This window comes from Terriglobus roseus, from assembly GCF_900105625.1.
In the GTDB taxonomy this organism is placed as follows: Bacteria; Acidobacteriota; Terriglobia; order Terriglobales; family Acidobacteriaceae; genus Terriglobus; species Terriglobus roseus_B.
Window position 1 is genome coordinate 1,535,674 of the sequence record NZ_FNSD01000001.1, and the last position, 16,184, is coordinate 1,551,857.

The 16,184-nt window shown below is 59.8% G+C and carries 18 protein-coding genes and 5 tRNA genes; 16 read left to right on the top strand and 7 right to left on the bottom strand.

Features of this window, described 5'->3' with window-relative positions; all coding sequences use genetic code 11:
• Window positions 1-92: 92 nt before the first annotated feature.
• Window positions 93-1,193 (bottom strand): SRPBCC family protein, encoded by a 1,101-nt coding sequence (locus tag BLW03_RS06210; RefSeq protein ID WP_139285118.1) that lies wholly within the window; start codon window positions 1,191-1,193, stop codon window positions 93-95.
• A 252-nt stretch (window positions 1,194-1,445) separates the two neighbouring features.
• Between BLW03_RS06210 and BLW03_RS06215 the strand changes: the two genes are divergently transcribed.
• From BLW03_RS06215 to rplK, 13 genes are all read left to right on the top strand, one after another.
• Window positions 1,446-1,521, top strand: a tRNA-Thr gene (locus BLW03_RS06215).
• A gap of 30 nt (window positions 1,522-1,551) precedes the next feature.
• A tRNA-Tyr gene (locus BLW03_RS06220) sits at window positions 1,552-1,638 on the top strand.
• 43 nt (window positions 1,639-1,681) lie between these two features.
• Complete coding sequence (locus BLW03_RS06225) at window positions 1,682-1,894, top strand: hypothetical protein (protein ID WP_244501982.1); 213 nt, start codon at window positions 1,682-1,684, stop codon at window positions 1,892-1,894.
• A 73-nt stretch (window positions 1,895-1,967) separates the two neighbouring features.
• Window positions 1,968-2,042, top strand: a tRNA-Thr gene (locus tag BLW03_RS06230).
• A 51-nt stretch (window positions 2,043-2,093) separates the two neighbouring features.
• Window positions 2,094-2,168, top strand: a tRNA-Gly gene (locus BLW03_RS06235).
• 34 nt (window positions 2,169-2,202) lie between these two features.
• Window positions 2,203-2,511 carry a hypothetical protein gene (locus BLW03_RS06240; protein WP_074652828.1) on the top strand — a complete coding sequence of 103 codons (309 nt, stop codon included), beginning with the start codon at window positions 2,203-2,205 and terminating at the stop codon, window positions 2,509-2,511.
• A gap of 131 nt (window positions 2,512-2,642) precedes the next feature.
• Window positions 2,643-3,830: an elongation factor Tu gene (gene tuf, locus BLW03_RS06245; protein ID WP_074652829.1), complete on the top strand. Its 1,188-nt coding sequence runs from the start codon at window positions 2,643-2,645 to the stop codon at window positions 3,828-3,830.
• A gap of 217 nt (window positions 3,831-4,047) precedes the next feature.
• Window positions 4,048-4,398: a PadR family transcriptional regulator gene (locus tag BLW03_RS06250; RefSeq protein WP_074652830.1), complete on the top strand. Its 351-nt coding sequence runs from the start codon at window positions 4,048-4,050 to the stop codon at window positions 4,396-4,398.
• Complete coding sequence (locus BLW03_RS06255) at window positions 4,398-7,043, top strand: ABC transporter permease (protein ID WP_074652831.1); 2,646 nt, start codon at window positions 4,398-4,400, stop codon at window positions 7,041-7,043. Before BLW03_RS06250 ends, BLW03_RS06255 begins: the two co-directional genes overlap by 1 nt.
• 153 nt (window positions 7,044-7,196) lie before the next feature.
• Window positions 7,197-7,272, top strand: a tRNA-Trp gene (locus BLW03_RS06260).
• A 108-nt stretch (window positions 7,273-7,380) separates the two neighbouring features.
• On the top strand, window positions 7,381-7,635 hold the full coding sequence (gene secE, locus BLW03_RS06265) for a preprotein translocase subunit SecE (RefSeq protein ID WP_083350363.1): 255 nt from the start codon (window positions 7,381-7,383) through the stop codon (window positions 7,633-7,635).
• Window positions 7,636-7,699: 64 nt separating this feature from the next.
• On the top strand, window positions 7,700-8,353 hold the full coding sequence (nusG, locus tag BLW03_RS06270; protein WP_074652832.1) for a transcription termination/antitermination protein NusG: 654 nt from the start codon (window positions 7,700-7,702) through the stop codon (window positions 8,351-8,353).
• Window positions 8,354-8,470: 117 nt separating this feature from the next.
• Window positions 8,471-8,905 (top strand): 50S ribosomal protein L11, encoded by a 435-nt coding sequence (gene rplK / locus BLW03_RS06275; protein WP_074652833.1) that lies wholly within the window; start codon window positions 8,471-8,473, stop codon window positions 8,903-8,905.
• Between the two features lie 67 nt (window positions 8,906-8,972).
• Here the strand turns inward: rplK and BLW03_RS06280 are convergent, their stop codons facing one another.
• The 3 genes from BLW03_RS06280 to BLW03_RS06290 all read right to left on the bottom strand — a co-directional run bounded on the left by BLW03_RS06280 (window position 8,973) and on the right by BLW03_RS06290 (window position 11,007).
• Window positions 8,973-10,301, bottom strand: coding sequence for an amidohydrolase (locus BLW03_RS06280; RefSeq protein ID WP_074652834.1), 1,329 nt, complete (start codon window positions 10,299-10,301; stop codon window positions 8,973-8,975).
• Window positions 10,302-10,351: 50 nt separating this feature from the next.
• A complete protein-coding gene (locus BLW03_RS06285; RefSeq protein ID WP_074652835.1) occupies window positions 10,352-10,543 on the bottom strand; it encodes a hypothetical protein in 192 nt (63 codons plus the stop codon).
• Window positions 10,544-10,629: 86 nt separating this feature from the next.
• On the bottom strand, window positions 10,630-11,007 hold the full coding sequence (locus BLW03_RS06290) for an RNA-binding S4 domain-containing protein (RefSeq protein WP_074652836.1): 378 nt from the start codon (window positions 11,005-11,007) through the stop codon (window positions 10,630-10,632).
• A 56-nt stretch (window positions 11,008-11,063) separates the two neighbouring features.
• On the opposite strand from BLW03_RS06290, the gene mctP reads away from it, so the two are divergent.
• Window positions 11,064-12,572, top strand: a complete 1,509-nt coding sequence (gene mctP, locus BLW03_RS06295) for a monocarboxylate uptake permease MctP (protein WP_074652837.1) — start codon at window positions 11,064-11,066, stop codon at window positions 12,570-12,572.
• Here mctP and BLW03_RS06300 read toward each other — a convergent pair.
• The 3 genes from BLW03_RS06300 to acpS form a co-directional block, all read right to left on the bottom strand.
• Window positions 12,569-13,123: a hypothetical protein gene (locus BLW03_RS06300; RefSeq protein ID WP_074652838.1), complete on the bottom strand. Its 555-nt coding sequence runs from the start codon at window positions 13,121-13,123 to the stop codon at window positions 12,569-12,571. The two genes, mctP and BLW03_RS06300, sit on opposite strands and share 4 nt — an antisense overlap.
• Before the next feature lie 20 nt (window positions 13,124-13,143).
• On the bottom strand, window positions 13,144-14,229 hold the full coding sequence (locus BLW03_RS06305; protein ID WP_074652839.1) for an MlaD family protein: 1,086 nt from the start codon (window positions 14,227-14,229) through the stop codon (window positions 13,144-13,146).
• 132 nt (window positions 14,230-14,361) lie between these two features.
• Complete coding sequence (gene acpS / locus BLW03_RS06310; RefSeq protein ID WP_074652840.1) at window positions 14,362-14,739, bottom strand: holo-ACP synthase; 378 nt, start codon at window positions 14,737-14,739, stop codon at window positions 14,362-14,364.
• Between the two features lie 109 nt (window positions 14,740-14,848).
• Here acpS and BLW03_RS06315 point away from each other — a divergent pair, with 109 nt between their 5' ends.
• Window positions 14,849-15,256 (top strand): hypothetical protein, encoded by a 408-nt coding sequence (locus BLW03_RS06315; protein ID WP_212733147.1) that lies wholly within the window; start codon window positions 14,849-14,851, stop codon window positions 15,254-15,256.
• Between the two features lie 85 nt (window positions 15,257-15,341).
• Complete coding sequence (locus BLW03_RS06320; RefSeq protein WP_074652842.1) at window positions 15,342-16,073, top strand: ABC transporter ATP-binding protein; 732 nt, start codon at window positions 15,342-15,344, stop codon at window positions 16,071-16,073.
• Window positions 16,074-16,184 lie beyond the last annotated feature (111 nt).

A 16,184-nucleotide genomic window follows, 5' to 3' on the forward strand; every position in this document is an offset into this window, starting at 1 on the left:
GCTTCTTCGCGCAAACGAAGACCCCACCCTTTCGCGATAAAGCCGCGAAAGAATGGGGCACACGACACGCTCTGAATCATCACCAGGTGCACTTACCGCGGAGGAGCAGCAGGCGCAGCGCCCGCTGGTCTCGGCGCAGGAACGGCACCCGGCGGCAGCGTTCCGCCTTCGGACAGGATCTTCATGTTGTCCAGCATTTTGGTGAAGCGCGTGCGGCGGTTCTTGAGGTCGGCCTCCCGTGCGGCTTCATCTGCCAGCATGCTGTTGTCAAAGAACAGCGTGTAGTTCAACTGCGTGGTGGTCGCGGTCAACGGCCGCGCCTCCAGGGTCCCGTGGTACATGTTGTACGCCGGTCCCACACGAACGGGCTGCGTGTACGTGTAGCTGTACTGCGTCTTACCCACGAGAATCTCGTTCCCAATCGAGCGGACCGTTCCGAAATCGCCATCACCCGACAGGATGGTGCAGCCAGGAATTCCCCATTCGCCGATGTCGCAGTACTTGCCGACACGAGCCCACACCTTGTCGACCGGCGCGTTGACTTCGATCGTCATGGGGATCGATACGTAGTTTGGATTCGGAACCATCAACGGTGTATCAGCTGGCAGAGGAATGGCCACAACCGCACCGGGTGCCAGCTTGCCGCCCTCGGCAAGTGTCTTCATGTTTGCCAGCCAGCCATTGAAGCGCTTGCGACGACTGGCGATCTCCGCAGCGCGGGCAGCATTGTCGGCCAGCAGGCTGTCGTCGTACAGCATCGTGTAGAACAAACGCGTGGTGGTTGGCGTCAGCGCGCGTGCTTCCAGGGTGCCGTGGTACAGGTTGTATTTCACCCCCTCGCGAACAGGCTGGGTGTAGGTGTAGCTGTACTGCGTCTTACCCACGAGAATCTCTCGAACAACCGAGCGAACAGTACCGAAGCCTCCGTCTCCCGAGAGGATCTTGCATTCCGGCAGGCCCCACTCCCCCAGGTCGCAATACTTGCCGACACGCGCCCAAACCTTATCGACAGGCGCGTTGACATCGATCTGCAGAGGAATCGAGACGTAGTGCGGCATTGGAGTCTGCAGTGGAGCCGGGCCCGGCCGGGCTGCAACCGGCGCTCCGCCTACAGCCGGAGCCGCTTGTTGCGCTATGGCAGAAGAGGCCAGCAGGCATGCGCCGGCAAAGAGAGCAAGGGTAGCTTTCATCATCGTTGGAATCCTGAGTGACTGCTTGAATTGCGGTATCGGCATACTACTCCGCGCAGCGCGCAAAGTCGTTGCAATGCTCGCTGAGGCTCGGCATTAGTGCGCGTTCTCATGGAGCGATCCACAGGTGCGCCTGGCCTCCTGTACCCGCGCCCGATTTGTGCTAAAGTCAAAGACAGCGCTGCGCAACGTTGGCAGCGTTGTTTGCTGTCTGGTGTCTGTTTTGGGCCGGTGCCTGTAGGGGCTGGTAGGCGGGCTGGCGTAGCTCAGCTGGTAGAGCATCTGATTTGTAATCAGAGGGTCGGGGGTTCAAGTCCCTTCGCCAGCTCCATCCGATCACAGAAGCAGTTAGCAACGATGTGCACAGGTGGCCGAGTGGTTAATGGCAGCAGACTGTAAATCTGCCCGTTTATGACGTACGGAGGTTCGAATCCTCCCCTGTGCACCACAAATTTTGTGGGGCACTCGAATTCTGAGTGGGGCGCCTGAGGTTGGGCGCAGGTAGCAAGCCGATGGATGGTCCGGGATCGCACCAGCGCATGGTTGTCGCCCTGCTGGTGATTGCAATCGCCGCCGTCGGTGTGTACTTCACAGTTGAGCCCGGGAAGTACCGGTCGCTGGCGTGGGTAGTGTTAGGTTTTTTCGCGTTTCGCGTCTGGATCGGTCGTATGCACCGGGAACGAGTGGAACGCGAGCAAAGCTGAGGGTATCCTTAGCAGAGAAGCTGATGGAACAGAGTTCGGGCAATCGCGCCTGAGTCATGTTCCGGAAGCACAGGCTGATGTAGCTCAGTGGCAGAGCACTCCCTTGGTAAGGGAGAGGTCGAGGGTTCAAGCCCCTCCATCAGCTCCAGTTTTCAACCTTCGGTTGTCGGAGGGCGTGGCTGTAGCCAGCGCAAAGCGGGCGGGAGTAACTCAGTGGTAGAGTGACAGCCTTCCAAGCTGTTCGTCGCCGGTTCGATCCCGGTCTCCCGCTCCAAAGATTTGGTTGTTTTGAGGTCGTAGAGCGAAGCATGTACGAGCAGGCCACAATCGCGGTAGAGAATCAGAGCGGCTTCGGTGCCGTGAAGTCGGCAATCGACGACTCATTTTCCAATGGCAAGGTCTCGGAGTTCCTCAAGTCGCTGGAGCGCAGCAAGCTGCGCATCCGTCACTTTGAAGAAGTCGCTGCAGCCGGCAAGCTTGGACCGCAGATCTCCGAAGCGTACAAGTCGCTGGGCGACGGCGACCAGGGCATGATCCGTGAGCACTACCTGTCTACGCTGGAGAAGGTTGATCCTGCGCTGCGACAGAAGTATCTGAAGGTCTACGCCTACTACTGAGGCTTCGGACCAATTCCCCCTGCAACACAAAAGTTTTCCTGGGCTTGGAGCCGCGCCGTGCGGCAGCCCGAACACGACCTTGAAACGCGAGCTTGCATTGGCAGCGGGCTCAAAACACCAGGAGAAACATCATGGGTAAGGAAAAGTTCGACCGGTCCAAGCCGCACGTAAATGTGGGTACGATTGGTCACATCGATCACGGCAAGACGACGCTGACGGCAGCGATCACGAAGGTTTTGTCGAAGCACAACCCGAAGAACTCTTTCCGTTCGTTTGACACGATCGACAACGCACCGGAAGAGCGCGAGCGCGGTATCACGATCGCGACGTCGCACGTTGAGTACGAGACGGCGAACCGTCACTATGCACACGTTGACTGCCCGGGCCACGCCGATTACATCAAGAACATGATCACGGGCGCAGCGCAGATGGACGGCGCGATTCTTGTGGTTGCAGCGACCGACGGCCCGATGCCCCAGACGAAGGAGCACGTTCTGCTCGCTCGCCAGGTTGGCGTGCCGTACATCGTTGTGTTCCTGAACAAGTGCGATGCCGTGGAAGACGCGGAACTGATCGACCTGGTCGAGATGGAAGTTCGCGAGCTGCTCAGCAAGTACGACTTCCCTGGCGATGACGTTCCCGTCATCCGTGGTTCGGCACTGGGTGCACTGAACGGCGAAGCACAGTGGGAAGCGAAGATCGACGAGTTGATGCAGGCAGTCGATGACAACGTTCCCCAGCCCGACCGCCTGGTCGACCTGCCGTTCCTGATGCCGATCGAAGATATCTTCTCGATCTCGGGTCGTGGAACCGTTGTGACCGGCCGTATCGAGCGTGGCAAGATCAAGGTCGGCGAGCCGGCCCAGATCGTTGGCTTCCGCGACACGCAGAACACGACTGTCACCGGCGTGGAGATGTTCAAGAAGCAGCTGGATGAGGGTCTCGCAGGCGACAACGCAGGTCTTCTGCTGCGCGGTACCGCGAAGGACGACGTGGAGCGCGGCATGGTTCTTGCCAAGCCGGGTTCGATCACGCCGCACACCACCTTCAAGGGCGAGATCTACGTCCTGAGCAAGGAAGAAGGCGGCCGTCACACCCCGTTCTTCGACGGCTACCGTCCGCAGTTCTACTTCCGCACCACCGACGTGACCGGATCGGCGAAGCTGCCGGCTGGTACCGAGATGGTGATGCCGGGCGACAACATCGCTCTGGAGATCACGCTGCACACGCCCGTCGCCATGGAAAAGGGCCTTCGCTTCGCCATCCGCGAAGGCGGTCGTACCGTCGGTGCAGGCACCATCTCCGAAATCATCAAGTAAGCACCGCGAAAACGATGCTTACGGGGTAGGCCCGGGCTTCAGCCCGGGCGCTGCCGATGAACTCGATAAGACAGAACAGAAGGGCCGCAGCGAAAGCTGCGGCCCTTTCGTTTTGGTAAGCCTTCCTGCATGATTCTCCACACATCCGCCAATCTTCTGTGGCATAACCACAGGAGCTATGGCATACTCATGTGGTTCAGCCACAGGAGTAAGGACGATGACTGAATCCAAACTGGATCTTCTACAAGGGACCCTCGATCTGATGGTGCTCAAGACACTCAGCACCATGGGTGCGCAGCACGGCTATGGGATCGCGCGCCGCATCGAGCAGGTGTCAAACAACGAGGTCTTGCTCAACCAGGGAACCATTTATGCGTCGTTGATCCGTCTGCAGCAACGGGGCTGGATTGACGCTTCCTGGGGTACATCGGACAACAATCGCAAGGCGAAGTTCTACACGATCACCCGGACAGGACAGAAGAAGCTCGAGACAGATACGGAATACTGGCTGCGTGTCTCGAACCTGATCACACGTGTTCTCGCGATCACACCGGATGGAGGCAAATAATGTCTCCACGCCTGCTGCTTGCCCGCCTGCTTGCCTTCTTCCAGAAAGCCAGACTTGATGCCGAGCTTGAGGGTGAGATCGCCGTTCATCTCGACATGGCTATCGAGGACAATCTGAGGCTGGGCCTGTCGCCACAGGAAGCCCGCCGGCAGGCCTTGATTCGTTTTGGCGGCACACAGCAGATCCGTGAGGAGCATCGCGGGGTGCGTGGTCTACCCTGGCTCGATGTCCTCCTCCAGGACCTGAGATATGGCTTTCGCACCCTTCGCCGCGATACGTCATTTTCGATCATCGCGGTATTGATCCTCGCTCTCGGGATAGGCGCAAACATCGTGGTGTTTTCCGTCGTCAACACCATCCTGCTGCGGCCTTTGCCGTTTCCCCAGGCAGACCGGCTTGTGCGTATTACCCCCAAAGCATCGAAATGCGGCGCGTCCTGCGCCACTTATTCGACGGATGCGGTCCAGGAGTTCCAGACACGCAACAAATCCTTCGCGGATGTGACTGGCTACGACGCCTTCACCTCGCCGGGGAATTGGAAGCTGACAGCCTCCGGCAGTCCTCTTCCCGTCACCGAGATCGACGTGATGGATAACTTCTTCCGCACGCTTGGAGTACAGCCGCAGATGGGCCGACTGACGTTCACGGCAGAGGAATCGCGCCCGGGAGGTCCCCCGGTGGCGATCCTCAGCCATGCCTTCTGGCAGCGGCAACTCAACGGCGACCGGAATATCGTGGGGCAGGCGATCTCGTTCGGCAACACGCCCACCACCATCATTGGCGTGCTGCCCGAGACATTTGATTTTGGGGCTATCTACTCGCCGGGTTCCACGATGGACATCTTCACGCCCTATGTTTACGACCGCGTCCGCGAGTATGGAAATATGCTCTCGCTGATGGGGCGTCTGAAGCCAGGCGTGTCGATCGCGCAGGCGCAGAGTGAGGCCAGCATGCTCTTCCCGGACCTTGACGGCAGCGTCAAGCGAGGGTGGAAGGGCCACTACACGGCGGAGCTCACCGATCTGAAGGAGTTTGTCGCTGGAAGTCTGCGCCGTTCTCTTGTTGTCCTGTGGTGTGCGGTGGGGCTGATTCTTCTAATTGCCTGCGTCAATCTTTCAAACCTGCTCTTTGCCCGCGCCGCTGCCCGCTCCAGAGAGTTTGCCCTGCGATCGGCGCTGGGTGCGGCGCGCGGCCGCATCGTGCGCCAGCTTGTGACGGAATCTCTACTGCTCTCGGCAGCGGGTGCAATCCTCGGCATGGGTATCGCGCTGGCTGCCGTGCTGTATCTCGCGCATCAGGGCTCCATCGCGCTCCCACTCCTCACAAGCGTTCGGATCGATAAGACTGCCATTGCCTGGACGATCCTGATCGCAGTCATCGCGGGCCTTCTTCTCGGAGTTGGGCCCGGTCTCCGCATCTCAAGCGGTAACTTGCAGCAGGTGATGAAGGAGTCAGCGAACAGCACGACGGGTAGCAAAGGTACGGAGCTGCTGCGGACCGCACTTGTCATTTCGCAGATCGCACTGGCCTGCATTCTGCTGGTCGCTGCGGGCCTGCTGCTGCGCAGTTTTTTGAGGGTGCTCGACGTCGATCTTGGTTTTCAGCCGGCGCACTCTTCTGCAATCGCACTCGACTACGAAGACAGGGGTGACGCCGCGCGGCGTGCCGTGTTTGACCGCGAAGTGCTCCGTCAGATCAAAGCGATTCCGGGTGTGCAGACGGCGGCGATCACAGACTCGCTTCCCATGTCACGCAATCGCTCGTGGGGCATCTCAGCCAAGGGCAAGCATTATGAGCCAGACGAGCTCCCGGGGACGTTCGTCTACGTTGTCTCGCCTGGTTATCTGCAAGCGATCGGCATGCGCCTGACGAAGGGTCGGGACATTTCGTGGGACGATGTCGATCCCAAACAGGCAGTGGTCATCGTGAATGAAACGGTCGCTCGTTATCTCTGGCCCAACGAGGATCCAATCGACCGCATTGCACTGGTGGGAGGCTCTGAAGCTCGCGTCATCGGTGTGATTGCAGATGTGCGCGAGACTGCCGCCGAGTCGAAAGCTGGATGGCAGATGTATGTCTCCGCTGCTGCCCCGCAGTTTGGCCCATCCGACTCGCAACTGATCCTACGTTCCACTCTGCCAGTAGAGACGCTGCAACCAGCCGTTTTAGGTACGCTGCGCAGGATCAATCCTGGCCAGCCGACGGCAGACCTGAGACCGATCCAGTTGCTGGTGGATCGAGCCTCTTCACCAAGACGGTTCTTCGTCTACCTGGTGGCGATCTTCGCTGCGCTGGGACTTGTTCTTGCCGCTTTAGGGATTTACGGCGTCATCTCCTATTCCGTCACGCAGCGTACGCAGGAGATCGGCATCCGCATGGCGCTTGGCGCGACACGGCGAGACGTACAGATGGGGATTGTCTCGAAGACCTTGCGACTTGCAGCGCTCGGCATTGCCATCGGCATCGTGGCCTCTCTTGCGATCTCCTCCTTCATCGCGTCGCTCCTCTTTGGGACCACGCCGACGGATCCCGCGACTTTCACCACTATCTGCCTGCTCCTTGCGGGCGTCGCTCTGGCAGCCGGCTACATTCCGGCGAGACGCGCCTCGCGCATTGATCCGATGGTTGCGCTGCGTAATACTTAATGGGAACGAGTCTTGGGTCGAGATCAACTGCCAGCGGTTGCCATCATCTCCGGGAAGGGCTTCCACGACTGCCAAGAATCGGCTATCATAAGTTGTTCGCCCGGCCTGCGGTTTCGTGGAGCATGAGGCATTCGGGGTGGGAACCCTGAATACAGGGGCGTAAGCTCAACGGTTAAACTGTCGGTCTCCAAAACCGAACTTCTCGGTTCGAATCCGAGCGCCCCTGCCAGTTCCAAGCAGCACAACGAAGCGATATGCCGAAGGCATGTCGCGGCGTGTTTGAAGTAGAAAGCACTACCCGCAGCACAGAAGTAGCGAGAAGAGTTGAGGCAGGGGCATGGCGAAGGCAATCGCAGTAGCAGATGAGACCGGTGTGGATCGCGCACGGGGTCAGTGGGACAAGCTGACCGGATTCCTGGGCGATGTTCGCAGCGAGATGCGCAAGGTATCGACGCCCTCCACTGCGGAGACGCGCACGACGACTGCCGTTGTCATCATCACGGTCTTCGCGTTCGCAGCATACTTCTGGGCTGTCGACTACGGCATCAACCACACGCTGAACGCCCTCATCACCAAGCTGACTCAGCGCTAGGGACCAAAAGTTTTCGCCGCACTGCGGCATAGCAGGACGATTTCGTCAGGCAAAGAAGGTAAAGATGTCCGAAGAAGTGTTGTTGCCGGAAGGCGCAAAGGCCGTGGAAGAAGAGCAGATCGCATCCGAGCATGGTGCCGAAGCCGAGGTAGTGGAAGCTGCCGGCGAGCCCGCTCCGGAGAGCAACCTGAAGTGGTACATCATCCACGCCTACAGCGGCTTTGAGCGCAAGGTGAAGGAATCTCTTGAGAGCCGCATCCGAGCTTTCGGACTTGAGCACAAGATTGGTCGCATCGAGATTCCGGTTGAACCGGTGACGGAAGTCCGTAACGGGAAGAAGTACACCATCGACCGCGTCTTCCTGCCAGGCTATGTCTTTGTCGAGATGGATCTGGACAACGATCTGTGGCACCTGGTGAAGAACACGCCCCGCGTTACGGGTTTCCTTCAGACCGGTGACACCCCCAATGCCCTGAGCGAAGCCGAAGTGAACAGCATGCTGAACCGTGCTGATGTCACGAAGGACAAGCCGAAGCTCAAGGTCAAGTTTGAGAAGGGCGAGCAGGTCCGCATTACCGAGGGACCGTTCGCAAACTTCAACGGTGCAGTGGACGATGTAAACGAAGACAAGCAGACCCTGAAGGTCATGGTCAGCATCTTCGGACGTCCGACGCCGACCGAAGTCGAATTTCAACAGGTGGAGAAGCACGTCGAGTAGCGGAAACTACCCGGCAGATCTTTCGAAAGAAAGCGTGGCTTCAACAATACGTATTACCCGTCGTGAACAGGTGGCTTCTACCCTTGCCGCGACCAAAACACTACGAGGGATAGACACATGGCACCGAAGAAAGTAACTGGATACGTCAAGCTGCAGGTGATGGCCGCCAAGGCAACACCTGCACCGCCCATCGGCCCCGCGCTCGGTCAGGCGCAGGTCAACATCATGGAGTTCTGCAAGCAGTTCAACGACCGCACGAAGGACCCGGCAATGGCCGGTCTGACGATCCCGGTTGTGATCACTGTTTATGCAGACCGTACCTTCACCTTCGTCACCAAGACGCCTCCGGCTCCTGTGCTCCTGCTGAAGGCAGCCGGCGTGGCCAAGGGTTCGGGCACACCGAACAAGACCAAGGTTGGTTCCGTGACGGAAGCTCAGATTCGCGAGATCGCAACGCAGAAGATGCCCGACCTGAATGCAGCTTCGGTTGAAGCCGCCATGAAGAGCATCCGCGGCACCGCCCGCTCCATGGGCCTCGACGTCACCGCGTAAGAATCTGCTTTTTCGAGGACGCAGGGCGCGGAGATCATCTCCGCGCCCTTTCTCTTTTCGCCAGACGTTACTGCAGCAGGGAAACCGCCACCGCCGTCATCGCTACAACGCCTGTCTCAATTGCCGGTCTATAGTCAGGCGCGAATAGCGGCGAGTGGATGTCCGGCATCGCCTTCCCTGCCTTCACCGCGTTTGCCAGCGCCACAGGATCGCCCGCACCCAGGCGGAAGAATGTCATCGGGATCTTGTACCCATCCGTCAGGTAGCCCACATCTTCACTTCCCATGACCGCCGCCTGCGGCAGCACCTTGTCTGCACCCAGCGCAGCCGCCGCAGCCTTCCGCACACGCTCCGTCAGAGCAGCATCATTCACCGTCGCTTCGGTCGCCTCCGGGTGCGTGATGGTGGGCATCTTGTCTGCAGGCAGACCGTAAGCCACCGCCACGGCGTTCGCCGCATTGCGAATGCCCTCCAGCAACTTCTGCCGAGTGGCTTCGTCATAACTCCGAATCGTCAGGCCCAGCGTGGCCTCTGGCGGAATGATATTGTTCTTCGTGCCCGCATGAAACGTACCCACCGTGATCACACCCGGAGACTGCGGTGAGATCTGGCGGCTCACCACTCCCTGCACCAGGTCGATAAACTCGGCGCCCATGTAGATCGGGTCCTTCGAGTTCTGGGGCTGAGAGCCATGCGCTCCCGCTCCGTGGAAGACGATCGTCACGGAGTCGGCGCTCGCCATCATCGGGCCCGAGCTGATGCCCACCGACCCCGCAGGAATGTTCCCGAAATCATGCATGCCGACCACGTAGTTCGGTCGTGGAAAGCGTGTGTACAGGCCGTCGTCCATCATCGCCTTCGCGCCCTGGATGACCTCTTCCGCCGGCTGAGCCACCATCATCACCGTGCCGTGCCAGTCTTTCCTGTGCTGCGCCAGTTCCGTGGCAACACCCAGGAAAGCGGACATATGAACGTCATGCCCGCAGGCGTGCATCACGCCCACATCATCACCCTGTGGAGTTCTCCCGCGAACCTTGCTGGCATAGGTCAACCCCGTCTCTTCCGTCACCGGCAACGCGTCCATATCGGTACGAATCAGGACGGTTGGGCCCACGCCATTCTTTAGCAGGCCGACGACTCCAAAGGCGCTCACGCCATCCGCATACTTGCCGACATGATCGGTAACGTCAAAGCCCAGGCGCTTCAACTCGCTTGCTATAAACGCAGAAGTCTTCTGTTCCTGTCGTGACAACTCGGGCGCGGCATGCAGCGCAAGGTAGGTCTTCTCGAGCGCAGGCATCTGCGCATCCACCTCATGGTGCAGCGTATCAGGAGAAATCTGTGCCATCGCGGGCGAGGCCACCGCGGCAAGCAGGACAAGCGAAGGGAGTCTCATGGCGCGAGTATATGCGACAAGGACTCGACCTTCGCGGCCCGCTTCGAGGGCTAGACTGCGCTGGGCAGCGACTTCTGTGCCGGCATCAGCGCCAGCTTGAGCTCATCCGCCAGTGTACCGAGCGGGTTGTTGATCGTCTTCTTCACGATGGTCATCAACGACTCACCCCGCTTCTGCATCAGGTAAGCCGCCGTTACGCCCGCAACCAGCGTGGCGAGAAATACAAAGCGCTGAATCTTCATCGGTCTGTTCCTCCAGGTCCGTCCCCTGTGTGGACGCCGCGTATCCGGCATGGGTTGGATTACCGGCCACATTCGGCACGGATCGACTAGCGGCCGCGCAGACGGTTGATGTCTCGCCTGTCGCGCTTTGACGGCCGACCTGCCGTATCCACATCAGCCCAGGGGCTGTTCTTGCGCAGTTCCTCTTCCTTCTTCCGAGCGGCCGTGCTGGCCTCGGTCTCGCGATAGAGCGTCTGCGCAACGGCAGCGGGCCCTCGCACATCACTCAGTGCCAGCACGTCGACGACGTACGTTCCGCTGTCGTTCGTGAGTGTGACGGCGTCTCCCACCTTCACATCGCGCGAGGGCTTCGCAGGCAGGTCCCGCAGCTTTACCCGGCCCAGTTCACACGCCTTCACGGCCAGCGCGCGTGTCTTATAGAAGCGCGAGGCCCACAGCCATTTATCGATTCGGACAGCATCCATCGTGCTCGATCATACTGCTCGGATTCCCTGCCCTGCTACCATCGCTTCATCCTTGCATGAGCACCTACCCCGTAGCCTTTGCCGTCTTCTGCGCAGCGTTTGCGCTGGTCACGATTGCCGGATTTCTCGCAGCACGCTGGCGACGCCCGACAGGCGGCATGCATTCGCTTGAGGAATGGGGGTTAGGTGGCCGTAGCTTCGGCACGGTCATCACCTGGTTCCTGCTGGGCGGCGATGTGTATACGGCATACACCGTGATCGCGGTGCCTGCAGCGCTTTACGGCGCGGGCGCCATGGGCTTCTTCGCCGTGCCGTACACCATTCTGATTTACCCCTACATGATGGTTGTTCTGCCGCGCCTCTGGAAGACCTGCCACAGGCACGGCTACGTTACCTTTGCTGACCTGGCGCGCGGTCGCTTCGGATTTCGACCGCTTACTGTCGCGATCGCTTTGACCGGCATCTTGGCATTGATGCCCTACATTGCTCTGCAGCTTGTCGGCATGAAGGTCGCGCTCGCCGCCATGGGCCTCGAGGGCGAGTGGCCGTTGATCATCGCCTTCGTCATCCTGGCGGTCTATACCTACTCCGCAGGGCTGCGGGCACCGGCGATCATCGCCGTCATCAAAGACCTGATGCTTTACATCATGGTCTTCGCCGCGATCATCCTTCTGCCCGCGAAACTTGGCGGATTCGCGCATGTCTTTGCCATCGCGAAAGCAGCATTGCCAACCCACACGCCGGCGGGCTCCACGCTGCTGAAGGCCGGGCAGTCGCTGCCCTACGCCACGCTCGCCATCGGCTCTGCTCTGGCACTGATTCTGTACCCGCACACGGCGACGGCAACGCTGTCCTCATCGGGTCCGCAGACTCTTCGACGCAACGCTGCTCTGCTGCCCGCATACACGTTGATGCTGGGCCTGCTGGCCCTGCTGGGCTACGTGGCAATCGCTGCGGGGGTGGTATCGCCGGATAAGTCTGAAGTGATTCCGCTGCTCTTCCTGAAGATGTTTCCGGAGTGGTTCGCAGGCTTCTGCCTGGCCGCCGTTGCGGTCGGTGCGCTGGTCCCCGCGGCCATCATGAGCATCGCTGCGGCCAACCTGTTCACACGCAATCTGTGGGGCGAATTCGTACGCACGCCGCTGACTCCCGCCAAGGAAGCAGCACAAGCGAAGATCGTCTCGCTGGTGGTGAAGTTCGGCGCACTTGCCTTCGTGCTGGAGACACCGGGATCGTACGCCATCGAGATGCAACTGCTCGGCGGCATCTGGATCACACAGCTCTTCCCTGCGGTCGTCTGCGGTGCGTTCCTGCGTCGCCGACTGCACCCATGGGCGGTATTCACCGGATGGGCCGCGGGCATGATCTGCGGGTCAGCTATGGCCATTGCGCTGGAGTTCAAGGGTTCCGGCGTCTACCCGATGCATGTCTTCGGACAGACCTGGGCAATGTACGCGGCGATTCCGGCACTGCTGCTGAACCTGCTTTGCAGCTTCGGGCTGTCACCCGTCTTTGAGTCAATCCGCGCCTTCCCGGAGCACATCGAGTCGGTCATCGCCATCTAGGGTAGAGCCGGAGACTTGGCACGCACCATGCGATAGAGATGCCGGAAGGCATAGGGCTCGGTTGATCCCGTGGGTCGGACCTCTTCCAGAATCTCGAGCAGGTTGCGCCTGACCGTCATCGTCAGATGAATCTCAGCCGGCTTACCGCTATCCGTACCGCTGCCAACCATTTGCAACGTGCCACGACCGGCCTTTAGCCCTTCGAAGCCATCGACGCGGAATACCTGCGCTGGCTTTCCGTTCGATGCCTCGCTGAAGGATCGCTTCGTTGTATCGAAGAGGACATTGTCGTCCTCCTGCACAGTCTTCGTCGGACCATCGTCGTAGATATAGTGCCAGCTCAGCGCGGTATCCCCGGAGATGGTAAGCCACGTGGGAAGGTCGACACGCTTTGTCGATCCCACAGGCTCGCTGTAGTCGCGATACTCCAGCACGCCAACCCAACTCCCACGCAGAGCCGCAGCCAACTCAGAGAGTGGCTGCGGCGAAACGGCAGGTTGCGACTGAAGCGATGAGACCGAGAGAGCGGCAGACAATAACATGGCGCGCATACGGCGATCCTACGCCGCGTCTAGAAGATCTTGAAGTGAATCGTCAGATACTTCTTCGGATCGCTTCGGATCGTGTTCACAAGGGATTGTGAGTCGACCGCGAGCTTATCGAGGTTGTGGTACAGGGCAGGATCCTTGACCAGCAGTCCGGCCGTTCCCTCACCCTTGTCGATGCCCGTCATGATGTTGTCCAGTCGCGTCACCGTGCTGTTCAACTTGTCTGCGAATGCCTGATCCTTGGTCAAGAGTCCGAGCGCACCCTTGCCCTGATCGGCCTGCGCCATGATGCTGTTCGCGTGGACGAGCGTGGCATTCAGGTTGTTGTACAGCGCATCATCCTTCAACAGCTTGCCTGCGCTGCCCTTGCCTGCATCCAGATCGGCAGCGATTTTGTCGAGCTTCGCAGTAGTGTCGTTCAGGTGGTTGTAAACCGAATCGTCATGAAGCAGCTTGCCGACCGAACCTTTGCCGCTGTTCAGATTCACCTCAAGCTTGTGCAGTTCATCCACTGTGTCGCTGGCGCGCCGATAGAGTGTGTCGTCATAGATCAGGCCGCCGACGGAACCCTTGCCCTGCGAGATGGTATCGACGATGCGATCCATCTTCGCCAGGATGACATTGAGACTCTCAATTGTGCCCTGGCTGGCCTTCACCACGTCCTGCAAGTTCGGGCTCTCGAGCGTCTTGATCTCGTCGCCATCTTGCAGGAGCGGTCCATTTGCCGTCTGGCTGTTCAGGTCCACAACCGTATCGCCCAAAACGCCAACGGTAGACAGCGCCGACTTCGTGTCCTTATGGAGATCCTTCTGGAACTTGCCATCGATTCGCATGACGACCTGGATCGGTGTCAGCTTACGGCTCGGCTCATCGACCACATTGACGGCCTTGACCGTACCGATCGTCACGCCCTGCAGGTTGACGGCTGCGCCATCCTTGATTCCTGCGGCGTTTTCAAAGTAGCTCGTAACCGTCAGCTTATGCGAGAACACCCCGAGACCTGACGAACTGGTGATCAGGAATAACAGTGTCACCAGCAAAGCGGCGGAGACGATCACGATGATGCCCACCTTCAACTGCGACCACTTCACTTCACTCTGGCTGGGCATGCGCTCTCTTCAACTCCTGGGCACACAGCCGGGCAAACATCGCCCTGACTGCAAACCTGTTGGTTTCTTGAACCTTACGGTAAATGGATGCAAAACAGAGCACATTCGTTTCAAAAGCGTCTCTTGTCGCGTTCACCTCTCGAGGATGACGGTCGCAATCGCCATCTCCCGGCTGTGCGAAAGACTCAGGTGCAATGCCGTTACACCCATAGATAACGCCCTCTCAGCCGCGCGTCCATGGAGCAGCAGCGTCGGCCGGCCGCCGGGCAGATGCGTCACCTCGATCTCTAACCAGCTGACGCCCTTGGCGATACCGGTCCCCAGTGCCTTGGCGCCCGCTTCCTTGGCGGCGAACCGGGCCGCTAAGCTCTCTGCGCTGTTCCTTTTGCGCATGCAATAACGCAACTCTCCGGGGGTGTATATCCGCTGAAGGAAGCGCTCCCCAAAGCGCTCCACGGAACTGGCGATCCGGTCGATCTCCGTCAGGTCAGTCCCCGTTCCTACGATCACCGTGTTCCCTCCTCTGCAGATTTCCGTTAAGGCATCACCGTACCATTCTGCGACAGGCAAACTGGCTCCCGCCCGTAATCGGCCATTGCGCGCCGCCGATACCCATGGTGTGACCAAAGGACTTCAGACCGCAACGTACAAGTGCCAGATCAGATTGCAAGGTTTTATTTACGGCAAACGAGAGAACCTGTCACCCAAGTTGGGTGCCGCTGTCGCTGCCGCCGGAGGATGGGTGCTGGAACGACGTCCCATCTCTGCTGGAGCACTGGAATTTCTCGTGGAGGTGCAGAGTGCGGCGCTGCCCGGGGTTTACGGCGCGCTGCTGGCCAGCGGCCTCCACCTCACACGGGACAGCCACCACGCGCTCGCAGAGCGCTGCAACTGCGACCTGTATCTGCGGCCGCGGCGCGACACTCCTTCCTACCGGTTGCTGAATCTTGAAGTTCACTTCCTGCCGGAACCGCCAGCTTCTATGGATCTCCAGGATCTGCTACCGCTGGATGGGCTCCTGAACTGATGAGCGATCTCTCCGAGCACAGTGCAACGCCTGTTGCCCGTCTTCGCCCCGGGTGCCCCTCCCACGCGATAGACTGGACAGGCCTATGCCGCCCATCATCGTTGCACGCCAACTCGGCAAGACCTACCGCTCCGGCAAGATTGAAACTCACGCTCTCCGCGACGCGACCTTCTCCGTGGAACCGGGCGAGTTCATCGCCATCGTAGGGCCCTCGGGCTCCGGCAAATCGACGCTCTTCTATCTGCTGGGCGGCCTGACGCGCGCCACCGGCGGATCTGTCCTCATCGATGGAGTCGACTTTAGTTCGCTCTCCGACGCGGATCGCACGCGTCGCCGCGGCGAGAAGATCGGCTTTGTCTTCCAGCGCTTTAATCTGCTGCCCACGCTCTCTGCCCGCGGCAATATCGAGCTGGCACACCAGATAGCAGAAACCGGCAAGCCGCTCGATCAGGCCCTTCTACAGCGGCTGGCGGAGTTGTTACGCATCGAGAATCGTCTGGACAACCGTCCGAGCGAACTCTCCGGTGGCGAGCAGCAGCGAGTCGCCATTGCGCGCGCGCTGATCACACATCCTGCCATCATCCTTGCGGACGAGCCCACCGGCAACCTGGACACGGAGAACTCCGATACGGTCCTCGAGATGCTGCGCCATGCTTCGAAAGAGCTGGGTCAGACGGTACTGATGATTACGCACAATCCCGAGGCTGCAGCCATCGCCGATCGCATTCTTTACGTGCGCGACGGCCGGCTCCATGACACTCCTCCGCCGCCGCGTGCCGCGAAGAAGCCACTCATCAGCAGCATGCTCGCTGGCTAGTCATCCTATCCAGGAATCCGGGCGCCCAAGTCTTTCCAAGGGAAAGGGTGGGCATTCGCACATCGAGCGACAAATTCCGGGTGTCCCATTCACGCGCGCCCTTGCGCACGC